The following is a 17,387-nucleotide window of genomic DNA, read 5'->3' as shown; positions in this document are numbered from 1 at the left end:
GGCGGGGGCCCCGCTCCGGAGGCTCTTAGGCGCCCCGGCCGCAGGGGCGCAAGTGCGGGAGACCCCAGGCATCCCGGCGCTGTCGGAAGGGCTTCGCATCACGGGTGTTTCCCCGCAGCTTGAGGCCCCCGGCTGACAGCCGTATGTCAGGATACCCAGGCCATGCAGCGAACCGAGCGTCTTTTCGCCCTCGCGGAGTACCTGAGGGGCCGTCGCACCGGCGTCACCGCGGAGGTGCTGGCGGAGCGCTTCAGCGTGACGGTGCGGACCATCTACCGGGACCTGGACGCGCTGCGCGCCGCCGCGCTGCCGGTGGGCGCGGAGCGGGGCCGGGGCGGTGGCTACGCGCTGGACCGGGGCTACAGCCTGCCGCCGGTGAACTTCACCGCGCGCGAGGCGGCGCTGGTGGTGGCGCTGGGTCGCTTCGCCATCGACATGCGGCTGTTGCCCTTCACCGGGACGCTGGAGTCCGCGCTGGACAAGGTGCGCTCGGCGCTGTCCACCTCCGCGCAGCGTGAGTTGCTGGCGCGGCTTCGGGAGCTGACGTTCCTGGGCGTGCCGTCGCTGCCCACGCGCAAGCCCGTGCGCGAGGCGCTGGAGCGCGCGTGGTTCGAACGCCAGCCCCTGCGCATCACCTACGTGGACGGCGACTTCCTGGAGACGGTGCGCGAGGTGCGCATCGAGTCCGTGGTGATGGACCGGCACGAGACGCGGCTGGACGCGGTGGACCTCGCGTCCGGTGAGCGGCGCCACTTCCGGTTGGACCGCATCACCCGCGCGGAAGTGATGGGGTGAGACGGCCGTCCTCGAGTCGTGCGTCCGGCCCCGCGAAGCGGACAGGCGCGCGCCGTCACCCAGGGCCCAATCACACACGGGATTGAGTCACGCGGCGTGACGTCGTCGCCAGACGTCGTGATTTGGCCGGAAAGTGGCTCAAACATGTTTTCTCCTGGCGTGGTGTGACAGGGGGTGTTGCTCAGCCCGCAAGCCGTGTGTGTGACGCCACGGGATGGGCCGGGCTGTGTCATCGGGTGCGTCGGACTGATGTATGGAATGTTTCACGAGACGGGACGGCGACTCTTCCTTCGCCGCACGTTGTCGTGCCGCCTGTCGTTGGGAGGGGTCCCATCACCATGTCGCTTCAAACCTTCGTGCCGCTGCGTGGGGAACGCTCACGCTTCCGTGTGTTGTCGCTCTGCGCGACGTTGATGTTGTCGGCCTGTACGGAGACGACGGGCGATGCGGCCACGGGACCCGAGGGCCCGCAGGGGCCCGCGGGTGCGACGGGGCTCCAGGGCCCGGCAGGCCCGCAGGGCGAACAGGGGCCCGCGGGCGAGCCCGGCCTGATGGGGCCTCAGGGCGAAACAGGCCCCGCGGGTTCGGGGGCTCCGGGTCCGCAGGGGCCGGTGGGACCGCAGGGGCCCGCGGGCGCGACGGGCCCCCAGGGGCCCATCGGCTTGATGGGACCCATGGGGCCGCAGGGCGTCGTGGGGCCCACGGGGCCTGCCGGCGTGAAGGGGGACACGGGCGCGAAGGGCGACGCCGGCGCGGCGGGTGCAAAGGGGGACACCGGCGCGGCGGGGGCGAAGGGCGACACGGGCGCGGTGGGCCCGACCGGCCCCACGGGCGCGGCGGGGGCGAAGGGCGACACGGGCGCGAAGGGAGACACCGGCGCGGCGGGGGCGAAGGGCGACACGGGCGTGAAGGGGGACACGGGCGCGGCGGGTCCACAGGGGCCGGTGGGCCCGACCGGTCCCACGGGCGCGACAGGCCCCGCCGGGCCGACAGGCCCCATGGGGTCGGCGGGCACGCTGGGCCTCTATGGCGACGGTTCCGGAGGGGCGTTCAGCGTGGGCATGGGCCAGACGGTGGACCTCACCACCCCGAGCGGCGTGGCCCAGCTTCCCATGGGCTTCAACATCCAGTTCAGCAACATCAACATCGCGGGCACGCTCGTCGTCCCCAGCGGCACGGTGCTGCGCTCGACGGGTGACATCACGGTGAGCGGGACGATCACCGTGGCGCCGGGCGCGGAGGACCTGGGGGGAGGCGGGGCGCCCACGGGCGTCGCCCGGACGGCAGCGGGTACCTACAAAGGTGGCGTGGGGCTGACCTCGTTCCAGGGAGCCCAGGTGCGCAGGGTCCAGACCGCGGCGGGCGGGGCTGGCGCGCGCCTCTACGAGGGCGCCGGGGCGGACGGCGGCGCGGGGGGGGGCGCGGTGCTGCTGGCCGCGCGCGGCAACATCCGGATCAACCCGGGCGGCGTCATCAACGCCATCGGCCAGAACGGCGTGAATCCGCAGACGGCCGGACAGGGCATCGTGGGCACGGGCGGCGGTGCTGGCGGCATCGTGCTGGTCGCGGCGAAGGGCAGCATCACCCTGGGGGGGACCATCCGTGCGCAGGGCGGCAATGGCGCGGACGGCTTCAACGGCAACGGCGGCTCAGGCGAAGGCGGCGGCGGCGGTGGCGGTGGGGGCATCGTCCACTTCATCGCCTCCTCGTCGGCCAGCGTGACGGGAACCGTGATGGTGTCGGGTGGAGGGGCGGGCATCAACGCGCCGCCTTCGTCGGGCACGGCCATCACTCCGGGAGGCGGTGGTGGGGGCTGCGGTGGCACGGGAGGAAACGCGGGTGGCACCGTGCCGACGACGAACACGGTGGTGACCGCTTCCGCGGGGACGGCTGGCTACTTCCTGCAGACCGTCGCCCCCGAGCCGGAGTCGCTGCTGGGCCTGTGAGTCCAGGGGCCGCTGGGACCGGTGTTCATCCGGTCCCGGAGTCCCTGCCGGTGCGCTCCCGCGGAGCGCCAGCCCAGGCCGCCAGCGCCCGCTCGTGCGTCCAGGGTGAAGAGGAAGGCCTCGTCTTCGCGCGTGACGAGCCACAGGTCGTACGCGTGGGCCGCGTCACGGGCGCCTTCCAGGTGTCACGGGGGCTTCGCGTGGGGACCGCCGGCGCGAACGAGGGGACGAGGCCCCGTGCGCATGGCGAAGAGGCTTCCGGCCCTCGTTCCCTCATGCCGGACGGAGGCGGGGGTTCGGTGCTCTAGTGCGCACCTCCTTCTCTCCCGGAGGTCCACCCGGTGCCATCCCGTCTTCCGCCTCACGTGCGCATCGCCATCGCGGGCGCGGGCTTCGCTGGCCTGGGCATGGCCATCCGGCTGAAGCAGGACGGCATCGACGACTTCGTGGTCCTGGAGCGCGCGGACGACGTGGGCGGCGTCTGGCGCGACAACGTCTATCCCGGTTGTGCGTGTGATGTGCAGTCGCTGCTGTACTCGTTCACCTTCGCGCCCAACCCCGGCTGGTCGCGTGCGTACTCGCCGGGGGCGGAGATCCATGCGTACCTGCGCGACTGCGTGCGGCGCTTCCACCTGGCGCCGTTCCTGCGCTTCGGGCATGCCGTCCGCTCCGCGCGGTGGGACTCCGTCCGGAATCACTGGGTGCTGGACACAACCCAGGGACCGCTCACCGCGGACGTCTTCGTGGCCGCGGTGGGGGCGTTGAGCGAGCCCGTCATCCCGCCCCTGCCCGGCTTGGATCGCTTCCGCGGCAAGGTGATGCACTCGGCGCGCTGGGACACGGGCCACGCGCTGGCCGGGCGCGCGGTGGGCGTGGTGGGCACGGGCGCGTCCGCGGTGCAGTTCGTCCCGGAGATCCAACCGGCGGTCGGCCGGCTCGTCCTCTTCCAGCGGACACCCGCGTGGGTGCTGCCCCGGGGCGACCAGCCCATCAGCGCCCTGCGCAAGGCGCTATACCAGCGCGTCCCGGGCGCCCGCTGGCTGGCGCGCGAGGGCCTGCGCATCCTGCGCGAAGGCATGTCGCTGGGGTTCCAGTACCCGTGGATCCTGCGCCTCGCGCAGCGGTGGGCGCTGCGGCACCTGTCGCGCGTGGTGCACGACCCGGCGCTGCGTGCCCGGCTCACGCCGAGCTACACGATGGGCTGCAAGCGCATCCTCATCTCCGATGCGTACCTCCCAGCCCTCACCCGGACGAACGTGGAGGTCGTCACGCCCCGCATCCGCGAGGTGACCGAGGACGCGGTGGTCACGGAGGACGGCACCACGCACCCGGTGGACACGCTCATCTTCGGCACCGGCTTCCAGGTGACGGACATGCCGCTGGGGCACCATGTCCAGGGCCGGGACGGCCGCACGCTCGCGCAGGTGTGGGCGGGCAGCCCCAAGGCCCACCTGGGCACCACCGTGAGCGGCTTTCCCAACCTGTTCCTCCTCCAGGGGCCCAACACCGGCCTGGGCCACACCTCCGTGCTGCTGATGATGGAGGCCCAGCTGGACCATGTGCTGGGCGCGCTGCGCTACCTGGACGCGCGGGGCGCCGCCGCCGTGGAGCCCCAGCCTGGAGCCCAGGACGCCTTCGTGCGGGAGATGGACGCGCGCCTGTCCCGCACGGTGTGGAACCAGGGCGGCTGCCGGAGCTGGTACCTGGACGCCACGGGCCGGAACGCCGCGCTCTGGCCGGGCACCACCTCCGCGTATCGCCGCCGGGTGGAGCACTTCGATCCCTCCGAGTACATCACGCTCCCCCGTCCTGCCTCCCGGTCGACGGGCCGCTCCTGAGCCGGGCGCCCGCCGTCGGCGAGGTGCGGGTGTGCCGCGAGGTGGGGGCGTTCGGCGTGGGCACGGTGCTCAACGCGAAGACGGCGCGCAGCCAACTGCTGGGCGGCATCGTGATGGGCATCGGCATGGGGTTGATGGAGGAGACGCAGCTGGATTCGCGCTCGGCGCGCTTCATCACCCAGGAACCGGCGGACGACCACGTGCCGGTGAGCCCGGACGTGCCGGACATCGACGCCATCTTCGTCCCGGAGCGTGACCCCCACGTGAACGCCGTGGGCGCCAAGGGCCTCGGTGAAATCGGCATCACGGGGACGGCCGCCGCCCCCGCCAACGCCATCCACCACGCCACCGGCCGGCGCATCCGCGAGCTGCCGCTCACCCTGGACAACGTGCTCGCGACGTCCTTCTCTCCGCCGTGATCGCGGCCTGTGTCCTTACGGCAGGGGGGACGCGGGGGCGCGGTGCGCCAGGGAGTCCGCCAGCGCGCGGATCGCGTTCGCGTGGGCCTTCCACAGGTCCTTGCCGGCGTGGAAGACGTCCAGCGGGTGCTGGGGCGGGAGGCCCTTCGCTTCGAAGTTCCGGCCGCCGGTGTCGGTGTAGTGCTCGTTCGACAGGTGGACCGTCCACCCGTTGGGCAGCGGCTTGACCAGCACGTCGGAGAAGGCGCCGCGCGTCGGGGTCCCCACCTGGACGACCTGCGGGAGCGCATGCATGGCCAGCGTGAGGACCTCTCCGGCGCTGACGGTGACGTCGCTCGTCACCACGTGGACCGGACCGTGGAAGGACGGACGCGACGAGGGCTGGAGGATGAACCGCTGGAGCGGGACGTCCTTCGCCCCCCGCGCCCATTTGGAGTACGCGGTCCGGGGCCGGTCCGTGAAGCGCTCCGCGATGGCTCGCGCGATGACATCGTGGCCACCCCGGTTGTTGCTCACGTCCAGGATGACCGAGTCCGCCTCCGCGAAGGCCGTCAGCGCTTCATCCAGGACCGGCTCCAGCGCGGCCAGCTCCTGCGCGGGCGTGGGGGCGTTCCCCTCCGCCGCGGCGGCGAAGCCCCCCAGCGTCAGGACGTTGAGGTAGCCGACGCGGGGCGCGGCGAAGCCCCAGAAGACGCGCTGGTTCGCGACGAAGTTCCCCTGCCCGCGCAGCACCGACTGGAGGATGCCGTCGCGATAGGCGCGCATCCAATCCCGATGCACCTCCCGCGCGGGACGGCCCGTCACGATGGCCGCCTGCTCCAGGATGGCGAAGGTCCCCGTGGCGCGCGGCTCGTACTTCAGCGTCTCCGAGGACGCCGCGTCCGCCAGCAGCTCCACGTGCGCGTCGTTCAGGGAGCGCAGCGCGTCCGCGAAGAGGGTGAACAGCGCGGGCCCCTCCATGCCCGGCGTGACATGGGGGCGCTGGGCGTCCAGCCGCGCGAGCCAGTCCGGCCCGCGCTCGGGGAAGTAGGCGTAGTGCTCCGCGAAGGTCGCCCGGAACACATCGAAGAGCTCCAGGGCGCTCCACACTCGCGGCGAGTCGCAGTCCGGGGGCAGGGCGGCCACCCGGTCGAAGCGGTAGCGCGTCTCTCCCGGCGCGGCGAGGAAGTCCCGGCTGTCCTCCGAGGGGCCCGGCTCCTGCACCCCGAACCGCTCCTTCAGCCGCGCCGGGGACGCGGGATCCGGATAACACCCGGCGGCCGTCTGGTGGTGCAGGCGCATGCCCTCCGGCGTCACCGTGAGCAGCCACCCATGGCCGCGCGAGCGCCACACGCCATGTCCCTCCAAGATGGCGTCCTCCAGGACGGCGCGGGGTGCGGCACAGGAGGCCAGCAGCCCCGCGAGCAGCAGGAGCACCCGGCCTCCTCGGCGTGGTCCACGCCCTGCGCTATAAACCTCGCGCCGAATGGCGGTGGCGTGCCCGCCGACGGGAGACATCATGGGTGGAGTCGCTCGGAAGTTGGGATGGGTGGGGCTGGCCCTGGTGGGGGCCTTCAGTCTGGGGGTGGTGGCGCTGCACCGGGGCGAATCCATCAACGCCATCTGGCTGGTGGTCGCCTCGGTCGCGGTGTTCATGTTGGGATATCGCTTCTACGGCCGTTTCATCGCTGAAAAAGCGCTGCGCGTGGATCCCACCCGCGCCACCCCCGCCGAGCGCCGCGACGACGGCCTGGACTACGTGCCCACGGACCGGTGGGTGGTGTTCGGCCACCACTTCGCGGCCATCGCGGGCGCCGGGCCGCTGGTGGGGCCGGTGCTGGCGGCGCAGATGGGCTACCTGCCCGGCACGCTGTGGATCCTGGTGGGCGTGGTGGTGGCGGGCGCGGTGCAGGACTTCGTGACGCTGTTCCTGTCCGTTCGCCGCGACGGCAAGTCGCTGGGCGACATGGTGCGCATGGAGCTGGGCCCGGCGGCCGGCGTGACGGCGATGGTGGGCGTGCTGATGATCATGATGATCATCCTCGCGGTGCTGGCGTTGGTGGTGGTCAAGGCGCTGGCGCACAGCCCTTGGGGCACCTTCACCGTGGCGATGACCATCCCCATCGCCGTGCTGATGGGCCTCTCCCTGCGCTACGTGCGCCCGGGCCGCGTGTTGGAGGTGTCCATCGTCGGCTTCGTGCTCCTGATGCTCAGCATCTGGCTGGGCGGTCAGGTCTCCCAATCCGCGGTCTGGGGGCCGTGGTTCACCTTCGACAGCCGCACGCTGGCGTGGTGGCTCATCGGCTACGGGTTCTGCGCGGCGGTGCTGCCGGTGTGGCTGCTGCTCGCGCCTCGCGACTACCTGTCCACCTTCCTCAAGATCGGCACCGTGCTGCTGCTGGCGGTGGGCATCGCGCTGGCGGCGCCGGACCTGCGCATGCCGGCGGTGACGAAGTTCGTGGATGGCACCGGGCCGGTGTTCTCCGGCAGCCTGTTCCCGTTCCTGTTCATCACCATCGCGTGTGGCGCGGTGTCCGGCTGGCACTCGCTCATCGCGTCGGGCACCACGCCCAAGATGCTCGCCACGGAGGCGGACGCGCGCATGGTGGGCTACGGCGGCATGCTGATGGAGGCCTTCGTCGCCATCATGGCCCTCATCGCCGCGTCGGTCCTGGATCCGGGCGTCTACTTCGCGATGAACTCGCCCGCGGCGCTGATCGGCACCAGCGCGACGCAGGCGGCGACGACGCTCAGCCAGTGGGGCTTCGTCATCACCCCGGAGGTGCTGGATCAGACGGCGCGCGACATCGGAGAGACGACCATCCTGTCGCGCGCAGGCGGCGCGCCCACGCTGGCGGTGGGCATGGCGCAGATCCTCCACGGGCTGGTGTCCGGGCAGGGGATGATGGCCTTCTGGTACCACTACGCCATCCTCTTCGAGGCGCTCTTCATCCTCACCACCGTGGACGCGGGCACGCGGGTGGGGCGCTTCATGATCCAAGAGCTGGCGGGCCTGGTGTACGCGCCCCTGAAGCGCACGGAGTCCTGGGGCGCGAACCTGCTGGCCACCGCGCTGTGCGTGTCCGCCTGGGGCTATTTCCTCTATCAGGGCGTGGTGGACCCGCTGGGCGGCATCAACACGCTGTGGCCGCTGTTCGGCATCGCCAACCAGATGCTCGCCGCGGTGGCGCTCACGCTGGGGTGCGTGGTGCTGGTGAAGATGAAGCGCGAGCGCTACGTCTGGGTACCCGCCATTCCCGCCGCGTGGCTGGTGCTGTGCACGCTCACCGCCGGCTTCCAGAAGGTGTTCGGCGCTGACGTGCGCGTGAGCTTCGTCGCCCACGCACGGGCCTTCTCCCAGGCGGTGGCGGAAGGACGCCTCATCGCCCCCGCGAAGTCGGCGGAGGAGATGGAGCGCATCATCACCAACGATTACGTCGATGCGGCCCTCACCGTGTTCTTCATGGCCGTCGTCGTGGCGACGGTGCTCTTCGGAGTGCGCGCCATGCTCGCGGCCCGGCGCTCGGCGGTGCCCACCGCGCAGGAGACGCCCTACGTGGCCACCGCCCGGGAGGCAGCGTGATGCGCGGCCCGGTCCAGAGGCTGCGACACGGCTGGCGCCAGGCCGTGCGCATCGCGCGCCAGATGATTGGCGTGCCCGACTACGACACCTACGTCGCTCACATGCGCCGTCATCACCCAGACCGCTCGGTGATGACCTACGCCGAGTTCTTCAACAACCGGCTCCAGGCGCGGTACCGGGCAGGGGGCGGCCGGTGCTGCTGAAGCGATGCGCCTGGGCGCTTCGCGTGGGAGCGCCGCTCGACCGCCCGGGAACAGTTCGCTGCCCGGCGCCATGGAGCCGGTCGCGCGGCAGCCGGGTCTCCGTCGCGAGACCCGGGCCCGCTGTTTCCTAGCGGCCCTCCCGCTGCGCTCCCGCGAGGGCTTCACGAAGCTTCGCGGCGAGCACGCCGACGTGGGGCGACTTGAGGAAGGAGTAATGGTCTCCGGGCACCTTCTCCAGGTCCAGGCGTCCCGGGGCGAAGGCCTCCCAGCCGTGATCCCAACGGGAGTCCTCCGCCTCGAACAGGGTGAACGGCCCGCTGGCCTGGGGCGGCTCGTAGACCCAGGCCGCGTGCAGGTGGACCTCGAACGCGTGGCGCATCTCACGCAGCGGCTGCTCCGCCGCGAACAGCGGCTGGCTCGCCTGCTCCAGCGCCTCCATCCACTCGGTGGGCGACCGGCCCTCGTGGGGAGGCAGCGGCTGTCCCGACACGCGCAGCAGATCCTCCAGGAACAGCGCGCTCAGCCGCGTCTTCGCGCTCACGTCATCCGGGTTGCCCGCGTGCAGGCTCGCGGACGTGTCGAGCAGCGCGAGCAGTGAGACGGTCTCTCCCGCTCGCCGCAGCTGGTGCGCCATCTCCCACGCCACGCTGCCTCCCATGGACCAGCCGCCCAGCAGGTAGGGGCCGTGCGGCTGCACCTCTCGCACCGCCTGCACGTACAGCGCCGCCATCTCCGGGATGGATTCGCAGGGGCGCTCCGCGCCGTCCAGGCCGCGCGCCTGGAGGCCGTAGAACGTCTGTGCAGGCCCCAGGGCCCGCGCCAGCTCCGCGTACGGAACGACGCCGCCTCCCACCGCGTGGACGCAGAAGAAGGGCCGTCCTCCCTGGCCTTCCTGGAGCCGCACCAATGGCGTCCACGGCTCGCCGCCGTCGCGCAGCAGGTTCGCCAGGTGCTCCACCGTCGCGTTCTGGAACAGCGCCGTCACCGGCAGCGGCCGGCCCAGGCGAGCGCGGATGGCCGACTGCAACCGCAGCGTCAGCAGCGAGTGGCCGCCCAGCTCGAAGAAGTCGTCGTGCACGCCGATGGGGCTCACCCCCAGCAGCTCCTCCCAGATGCGCACGAGCCGCAGCTCCAATGGCGTGCGCGGCCCCACCAGGGCGCGGGCTGGATCGCGGTTCACCTCCGGTGCCGGCAAGGCCTTGCGGTCCACCTTGCCCACGGGGTTCAACGGCAGGCGCGCCAGTCTCACGAAGGCGGACGGCATGAGGTGCGTGGGCAGCCGCTCCGCCAGCGCCGGACGCAGCGTGGTCAGATCCACGCTCGCGCCCACCACGTACGCGACCAGCTGGCGGTTTCCCGGTGTGTCCTCGCGCACCTCGGCCACCGCGTCGTCCACGCCGGGGAGCTGGTTCAGCGCCGCCTCCACCTCGCCCAGCTCGACGCGGAAGCCGCGCAGCTTCACCTGCGTGTCCGCTCGCCCCAGGAAGTCGAGCTGCCCGTCGGACCGCCAGCGCGCCCGGTCCCCGGTGCGGTAGAGCCTTGCGCCCGGGAGGGGGCCGTACGCGTCCGGGATGAACCGCGAGGCGGTCAGGGCTGCGTCGTTCAGGTAGCCCCACGCGAGCCCGTCGCCCCCCAGGTACAGCTCGCCCTCCACGCCCACGGGCACCAGCGCCTGCTCCGCGTCCAACACATACGCCAGCGTGTTCGCGATGGGCCTCCCGATGGGCACCGGCCGGCTGACGTCCTCGAGCCCCTTCAGCGGGTACGCGGTGGAGAACGTGGTGTTCTCCGTGGGCCCGTAGACGTTGCTGAAGCGATAGCCCGCCTCCAGCATCCGCCGCGCGGCCGGCAGCGACATGATCTCGCCTCCAGTCATCAGTTGCCGCACGCGCATCAGCGCCTGGGGATGCGCCACCACCAGTTGCTCGAAGAGGGCCGTGGTGAGGAACAACGTCGTGATGCCCCGCGTCTCCAGCGCCCGCGCCAGCTCCTCCAGCGAGGGAGGCCGAGCCCCCATCACCACGAGCTTCGCCCCATGCAGGAGCGCGCCCCACAGCTCCAGCGTGGCGGCGTCGAACGAGATGGGGGCCAGCTGGAGCCAGACCTCCTCTGGCCCGAAGCGCGTGAACGCCGCTCCCTTCACCAGCCGCACCATCCCGCGATGGGCGATGCAGACACCCTTGGGCTGCCCGGTGCTCCCGGAGGTGTACATGACGTAGGCCAGCGCATCGGCGGGCACGGGGAGCCGCAAGGGCTCCGGCGACTCGTGGGCGAACAGGCTCCAGGAGGGCTCCAGCGGCACCACCCGCGCGCCCAGGTCGGGCAACTTCGCCTCCAGGCCCGGCTGCGCGAGCAGCACCTGGATCCGCGTGTCCCGCGCCATGAAGGCCAGCCGCTCCGCGGGGTAGGTTGGATCCAACGGCACGTAGGCGCCGCCTGCCTTCAGGATGGCGAGCGTGGCCACCACCATCTCCAGCGAGCGATGGGTGCACAGGCCCACCAGCGTTCCTCCGCGCACCCCCAGCGCGCGCAGGTGCCGGGCGAGCTGATTGGCGCGCGCCTCCAACTGGGCGTACGTCAGGTGCCGCTCCTCGAACTCCACCGCGATGGCTCCAGGTGCGCGCAGCGCCTGCGCCTCGAAGAGGTCCGGGAGGGATGACTCGCGCGGGTACTGGACCCGCGTGTCGTTCCAGACGAGGAGCTGTTCGCGCCGCTCGTCGATGGACAGCAGCGGCAGCCCGCGCAGGGGGCGCTCCGGTTCGGCGATGGCAGCCTCCAGCAGGCGGGTGAAGTGCTCCGCCATGCGCGCCACCGTGGCCCGCTCGAAGAGGGCGGTGTCGTACTCCCAGCTGAAGCGAAGGCCGTCTGGCCGCTGGGTGGCGAAGACGGTGAGGTCGAACTTCGCCATCCCTGTCTCGACGTCCAGCGGCTCCACGCGCAGGCCGGGAATGGAGGCAGGGGGACCGCCCGCGTTCTGGAGCGCCATCACCACCTGGAACAGCGGCGAGCGGCCCAGGTCTCGCGCGGGCTGGAGCGCGCCGACCAACTTTTCGAAAGGCACGTCCTGGTGGGCGAAGGCGCCCAGGCTGGTCTCCCGCGCCAGGTCCAGGAGGCCGTGGAAGCTCACGTCCCGGGGAGCGTGAATCCGCAGCGGCAGGGTGTTGACGAAGAAACCCACCAGGCCCTCCAGCTCCTGACGGTGGCGGCCCGCGAGCGGCGCGCCGATGACCAGATCCTCCTGGCCGCTGTAGCGGGCCATGAGCGCATGGAAGCCCGCGAGCAGCACCATGAAGGGCGTCACCCCACGGCGCTGGCCCAGGGCCTCGATGGCGCGGGAGAGTGCCAGCGATGCCTGGGCCGGAAGGTGCGCCCCCTGGAACGTCCGCACCGGGGGACGTGGCAGGTCCGTGGGCAGCGCGATGAAGGGCGGCGCGCCCTGGAGCCGGGCCCTCCACCATTCCAGCCGCGTCTCCACCTCGCCGGCCGCCCGCTCGTCGCGTTGCCAGCGCGCGAAGTCCGCGGGCTGGAGGGGCAGGGGCTCCCACGTCACCGGGGGGCCGCCCGTGGCCGCGGCGTAGTGCGCCATCAGCTCCCGCTCCATCACGCCCAGGGACCAGCCGTCGCTCACGATGTGGTGCAGGGTGACGAGCAGCGCGTGCTCCTCCGGCCCCACGCGCACCAACGTCGCGCGCAGCAGCGGCCCCTGCTCGAGGTCGAAGGGGGCGCGCACCTCCGCCTCCGCGCGCCGCGTGAGCGCTTCCTCCGACGCCACCTGTTCCCGCTGGAGCGGGAGGTCCAGCGCCGGTGCGATGCGCTGCTCCGGCTGGCCCTGGTGCTCCACGAAGGTGGCTCGCAAGGCCTCATGGCGCCGCACGAGCATCTGGAGGGAGTGCTCCAGCGCGTCGGCGTCCAGCGGCCCCTTCCAGCGCGTGAACCAGGGCAGGTTGTACGTGAAGCCGCCCGGCTCCAGCCGGGTGAGGAACCACAGGCGCGTCTGCGCGAAGGACAGCGGCGCGGCTCCGTCCCGGGGGCCGGCCCTGAGCACCGGCGGTTCCTGCCGCTCCGCTCCGCGCACGAGCGTCGCGAGGTGCCCGGCCAGCGACTCCACCGTCGGATGTTCGAACAGCGCCCGCACGGGCAGCTCCACCTGGAGCCGCTGGAGCAACCGCGCCGTCACGCGGATGGCCAGCAGCGAGTGGCCACCCCGCTCGAAGAAGTGGTCGTGCGCGCCCACGCGCGCCACGCCGAGGAGCGCGGCGAAGGCGTCCGCCACCTCCTGCTCCAGCGGCGAGCGCGGGGCGACGAAGCCGCCCGCCCCTGTGTCGTCGTCCCCGGGAGCGGGCAGCGCGCGCCGGTCCAACTTCCCGCTGGGCGTGAGGGGAAACGCGTCCAACAGCACGAACGCCGAGGGCACCATGGCGTCCGGCAGCCGCTCACGCAGCGCCGCCTTGAGCGCCGCCGGCTCCACTTCCGCCCCTGGCTGCGGCACCACATAGGCCACCAGGTGCTTGCCCCGCGTCTCATCCTCGCGGGCCACCACCGCCACGTCCTTCACGCCCGGGAGCCTCGCCACCGCGGCCTCCACCTCGGGCAGCTCGATGCGGTAGCCGCGGATCTTCACCTGCGCGTCGCGCCGACCCAGGAACTCCAGCTCGCCCGTGGGCAGGTACCGCGCGAAGTCTCCCGTGCGGTACATCCGCGCGCCGGGATGCGGACTCAGCGGATCCGGCAGGAAGCGCTCCGCCGTCAGGTCGGGCCGGTGCAGGTAGCCCCGCGCCAGCCCGGCCCCGCCGATATACAGCTCCCCCGCGACGCCCACGGGCACCGGCTCCCATCGCGCGTCCAGCAGGTACGTCCGCGCGTTGGTGATCGTCCGGCCGATGGGCGGCAGGTCCGGCCACGTCTCCGGAGGGCCCTTCAACACATGCGCGGTGGCCGCGTGCGTCTCCGTGGGGCCGTAGTGGTTGTCCAGCACGCACCCGTCCAGCGCGAGCAGCAGCCGGCGCAGCGCGGGGGTGATGCGCAGCTGCTCCCCCGCGGTGTTGATCTCCTTGAGGGACGTGGGCAGCAAGCCCTCCGCGTCCGCCACCTCGGCCAGATGCTGAAGGGCGACGAAGGGCAGGAAGATGCGCTCCACGCCCCGGTCGCGCATCAGCGTCAGCAGGGCCCGGCCGTCGCGCCGCGTGTCCTCCGACACCAGCACCAGCTCTCCGCCCGCGGCGAACGTGGGGAGCATCTCCTGGAAGCACACGTCGAAGCTCAGCGCGGAGAACTGGAGCGTGCGGCCCCGAGGCGCGGTGGAGCGGCGCACCTGCCACTGGATGAGGTTGAGCAGCGGGCGGTGCGGCATCGCCACGCCCTTGGGGATGCCCGTGGAGCCGGAGGTGAAGATGACGTAGGCCAGCGTGTCCGGTCCGCCCACGGGTGGGGGCGCGGTGTCTGGCGTGCCGGGGTCGTCCTCCAGGAACAACCGCTCCGCTCCGCCCTCCGGCAGCCCCGCCGCCAGGCGCCGCTGGGTGACGAGCACCCGCGCGTGGGAGGTCTCGAGCATCAGCGCCAGCCGCTCCGGCGGATAGGCGGGATCCAACGGGCAGTAGGCCGCGCCCGACTTGAGGATGCCCAGCATCCCCACCGCCAGCTCCAGCGAGCGGTCCACGCACAGCCCCACCGCCGTGTCCGGCGTCACGCCGCGCTGGCGCAGCGCATGGGCGACGCGGTTGGCCCGCCGCTCCAGCTCCGCGTACGTCAGGTGCGCATCCCCGAAGCGCACCGCGACGGCCTCGGGGCTGGAGCGCGCGCGGGCCTCGAAGAGGGCGTGCACGCCAGGGTGCACGGGCACGTCCGCGCCCGTGTCGTTCCAGTCCATCACCGCTCGCGCCCGCTCGCGCTCCGTCAGCAGCGGGAGCGCGGACACGGGGGACTCCGGCTTCGCGACGGCGCCCTCCAGCAGGCGCGCGTAGTGCGCGGCCATGCGCGCCACCGTCCCCTCGTCGAAGAGGTCGGCGTTGTATTCCCAGCGCGCCTCCATCCCGCTCGGGTCGTCGTAGAGGAAGAGGGTGATGTCGAAGCGCGCGACGCCGGGCTCGAAGTCCACCTCCGTCACGGTGAGCCCGGGCCACTTCAGCGCGGCCCACGGCGCGTTCACGTGCACGAACATCAGCTGGACCAGCGGCAAGCGGCTGGGGTCGCGCTGGGGCACGAGCAGGTCCACCAGCTGCTCGAAGGGCATGTCCGGGTGCGCGTACGCGCCCAGGCACACCTCGCGCACCCGGCCCAGGAGCGCGAGGAAGGTCGGGTCTCCGGACGCGTCCAGCCGCAGCGCCAGCGTGTTCGCGAAGAAGCCGATGAGCCGCTCCACCTCCCGCCGTCCACGCCCCGCCACGGGCGTGCCCACCACCAGGTCCTCCTGCCCGCTGTAGCGGGAGAGCAGCACCTGGAACGCCGCCAGCAAGGTCATGTACGGCGTGACGGCCGCCTTGCGGCTCAGCTCGCGGATGCCCGTCGCCAGGGCGGAGGGCAGGGGCAGGCGGTACACCGCGCCCCGGAACGTCTGCCGGGGCGGACGCGGACGGTCCGTGGGCAGCTCCAGCGCGGGGGGCGCTCCCGCGAGCCGGTCCTTCCACCACGCGCGCTCGGTCTCCAGGAACTCGCCCGTGAGCGCCTGCCGCTGCCAGTGCGCGAAGTCCGCGTACTGCGCCGGCAGCTCCGGCAGCCGGGGCGGTTCGTTCCGCGTGAAGGCGGTGTAGAGCCCGCTCAGCTCGTTCGCCATCCACCCCAGCGACACCGCGTCGCAGACGATGTGGTGCGTGACGAGGAGCAGCGCGTGCTCCTCCGGTGAGAGCCGCACCAGCGTGGTCCGCACCAGCGGCCCGCGCGCCAGGTCGAACGGCGTCCGGGCCGCGTGCTCCGCGTGCTCCCGCAGCGCGCGCTCCCGCCCGGCATCATCCAGCCCTTGGGCGGACAGGTCCTCGTGGTGGAGCGTCAGCGACAGGGCGTCGCGGATGCGCTGCACCGGCTGGCCCTCCACGGAAGCGAACGTGGTGCGCAGGGATTCGTGCCGCGCCACCACGCCCTGGAGCGCGTGCTCCAGCGCGGCGACGTCCAGCGCGCCCTTCAGCCGCACGAAGAAGTAGACGTTGTACGTGGCGCTCAGGCCCTCCAGCTGCGCCAGGAACCACAGGCGCTGCTGCATGAAGGACAGCGGGAGCGCCTCCGTCCTGGGGACGAGGGGGAGCGGGGCGCGCTTCTTCCCCGGAGCAACCGGCGAGGAGGTCGTCATCGTGAGGCTCCGTTACGTTTCGAAGGCCGCGAACCCGCGCGAGCGCAGCGCCCTGAGCAGGACGGCGAGGAGGAGGAACCCGAACGCCGCGCCCGCCATGACGGGCCGGACGCCCAGCCGGTCCGCGAGCGCGCCCTGCAACCACACGCCCAGCGTGAAGCCGACGAAGAGCAGCATGGAGTTGAGGCTGGCGATGCGCGCCTGCAACTCGCCGGACACGCGCGACTGGCACAGCGTGCTCAGCCCCGTGAGCGTCAGCATGTACAGCGCCCCCAGGCCCAGCACCGCCGCCGCCGCCAGCCCCAGCGAAGGGGACAGCCAGTACGCCGCCGCCACCGGGCCGATGAGCAGCAGGCTGACCTCCAACAGCCGCCCCCGTCCCAGCCGGTCCGCCAGCGTGCCCGCGCACAGCGCCGCCAGGAGCGCGCCCGCGCCCTGCGCCGTCACCAACATCGACGTGGCGCCCGCGTCCTGGCCGAACACCCGGATGGCCATCACCGGCGCCAGCGCCGTGAAGGGCGCGATGCACACCGCGATGGCCAGCGTCCCGGTCATCGCCATCGTCAGCGCCTCGTCCGCCCGCGCCACCTGGATGCCCCGCGCGATGCCCGCCCACAGGCCCTCGGGCGACGCGGGCTTCGCCGCCGCCGGGGCCCCCCGCACGCCCACGAGCGACAGCAGCACCATGCCGAAGGACAGCGCGTTGAGCAGCAGCACCCAGCCGATGTCCGCGTGCGCGATGATCAACGCCGCCAGCGCGGGGCCGCAGATGCGCCCCAGGTTCGCCTGGGCCGCGTTGAGGCTGAGCGCGCTGTGCAGGTCCTCCTTCGGCACCGACACGGCGATGAGCGCGGAGAACGCGGGCATGAACAGCGTGACGGCGCACCCGTTGAGGAACGAGATGACCGCCACCCACCGCACGCTGAGCCCTCCCGTGAAGGCCAGCGCCGCCAGCACGCCCGCGAGCGCCATCTGCAGGAGCGCCCCCAGCGCCACCGCGCGCCGCCGGTCGAACCGGTCCCCCAGCGCCCCCCCCAGCGGCGACAGCACGATGGACGGCAGCCACGTCAGCGCCGCCACGCCCCCCGTCCACTCCGCCCGCCCCGTCACCTTCGTCACGTACACGCCCAGCGCCAGCACCTCCATCCACGTGCCGATGTTCGACAGCGCCGCCCCGCCCCACAGGAAGGCGAAGTCGCGGTGCTTCAGCGCGCGGAGCGAGGACAGGCCAGCGGGGCGGGGCGTGGACACACTCGCTTTCTAATTCACCGAGAGCACGGGGTGTGCTGGGACTTCCATTCTGTTGGTTCTAGATGGAATTGCCTTGGAATCGTGCAGTGCTGCT

General features: G+C 72.5%; 9 protein-coding genes. 6 read left to right on the top strand and 3 right to left on the bottom strand.

The genetic code is table 11. The annotated features are described in order from the left end of the window. The first annotated feature begins 162 nt into the window (after nt 1-162). The 4 genes from GTY96_RS07725 to GTY96_RS07710 all read left to right on the top strand — a co-directional run bounded on the left by GTY96_RS07725 (nt 163) and on the right by GTY96_RS07710 (nt 4,998). The gene (locus GTY96_RS07725) at nt 163-795 is read left to right on the top strand and encodes a helix-turn-helix transcriptional regulator (protein WP_143899450.1); all 633 of its coding nucleotides are present in this window, start codon (nt 163-165) and stop codon (nt 793-795) included. A gap of 338 nt (nt 796-1,133) precedes the next feature. Continuing rightward, on the top strand, nt 1,134-2,741 hold the full coding sequence (locus GTY96_RS38195) for a collagen-like protein (protein WP_161664331.1): 1,608 nt from the start codon (nt 1,134-1,136) through the stop codon (nt 2,739-2,741). Nucleotides 2,742-3,082: 341 nt separating this feature from the next. Continuing rightward, nucleotides 3,083-4,579: a flavin-containing monooxygenase gene (locus GTY96_RS07715; RefSeq protein ID WP_328700797.1), complete on the top strand. Its 1,497-nt coding sequence runs from the start codon at nt 3,083-3,085 to the stop codon at nt 4,577-4,579. 23 nt (nt 4,580-4,602) lie between these two features. Then, nucleotides 4,603-4,998: a molybdopterin cofactor-binding domain-containing protein gene (locus GTY96_RS07710; RefSeq protein WP_328700796.1), complete on the top strand. Its 396-nt coding sequence runs from the start codon at nt 4,603-4,605 to the stop codon at nt 4,996-4,998. A gap of 15 nt (nt 4,999-5,013) precedes the next feature. Here GTY96_RS07710 and GTY96_RS07705 read toward each other — a convergent pair whose 3' ends face one another. Next, nucleotides 5,014-6,414, bottom strand: coding sequence for a S41 family peptidase (locus GTY96_RS07705; RefSeq protein ID WP_161664330.1), 1,401 nt, complete (start codon nt 6,412-6,414; stop codon nt 5,014-5,016). 82 nt (nt 6,415-6,496) lie between these two features. Here GTY96_RS07705 and GTY96_RS07700 point away from each other — a divergent pair, with 82 nt between their 5' ends. Both GTY96_RS07700 and GTY96_RS07695 read left to right on the top strand, forming a co-directional pair. After that, nucleotides 6,497-8,560, top strand: a complete 2,064-nt coding sequence (locus tag GTY96_RS07700; RefSeq protein WP_161664329.1) for a carbon starvation CstA family protein — start codon at nt 6,497-6,499, stop codon at nt 8,558-8,560. Then, nucleotides 8,560-8,763, top strand: coding sequence for a YbdD/YjiX family protein (locus GTY96_RS07695; protein ID WP_161664328.1), 204 nt, complete (start codon nt 8,560-8,562; stop codon nt 8,761-8,763). The genes GTY96_RS07700 and GTY96_RS07695 overlap by 1 nt, the downstream gene beginning before the upstream one ends. 127 nt (nt 8,764-8,890) lie before the next feature. Here the strand turns inward: GTY96_RS07695 and GTY96_RS07690 are convergent, their stop codons facing one another. Together GTY96_RS07690 and GTY96_RS07685 are read right to left on the bottom strand one after the other, a co-directional pair. Continuing rightward, a complete protein-coding gene (locus GTY96_RS07690; protein WP_161664327.1) occupies nt 8,891-16,042 on the bottom strand; it encodes an amino acid adenylation domain-containing protein in 7,152 nt (2,383 codons plus the stop codon). Nucleotides 16,043-16,054: 12 nt separating this feature from the next. After that, nucleotides 16,055-17,293 carry an MFS transporter gene (locus tag GTY96_RS07685; protein WP_143899444.1) on the bottom strand — a complete coding sequence of 413 codons (1,239 nt, stop codon included), beginning with the start codon at nt 17,291-17,293 and terminating at the stop codon, nt 16,055-16,057. Between the last annotated feature and the right edge of the window lie 94 nt (nt 17,294-17,387).

It is taken from the genome of Corallococcus silvisoli (assembly GCF_009909145.1).
Lineage (GTDB): Bacteria > Myxococcota > Myxococcia > Myxococcales > Myxococcaceae > Corallococcus > Corallococcus silvisoli.
The sequence above is the reverse complement of the archived record's forward strand: the minus strand, read 5'-3'. Positions and strand labels throughout refer to the sequence as shown.

Excerpts from the sequence above, each read along its gene's own strand:
- GTY96_RS07695 (WP_161664328.1), top strand. The coding sequence starts at position 8,560 with ATGCGCGGCCCGGTCCAGAGGCTGCGACACGGCTGGCGCCAGGCCGTG.
- GTY96_RS07690 (WP_161664327.1), bottom strand. The coding sequence starts at position 16,042 with ATGACGACCTCCTCGCCGGTTGCTCCGGGGAAGAAGCGCGCCCCGCTC.
- GTY96_RS38195 (WP_161664331.1), top strand. The coding sequence starts at position 1,134 with ATGTCGCTTCAAACCTTCGTGCCGCTGCGTGGGGAACGCTCACGCTTC.
- GTY96_RS07700 (WP_161664329.1), top strand. The coding sequence starts at position 6,497 with ATGGGTGGAGTCGCTCGGAAGTTGGGATGGGTGGGGCTGGCCCTGGTG.
- GTY96_RS07725 (WP_143899450.1), top strand. The coding sequence starts at position 163 with ATGCAGCGAACCGAGCGTCTTTTCGCCCTCGCGGAGTACCTGAGGGGC.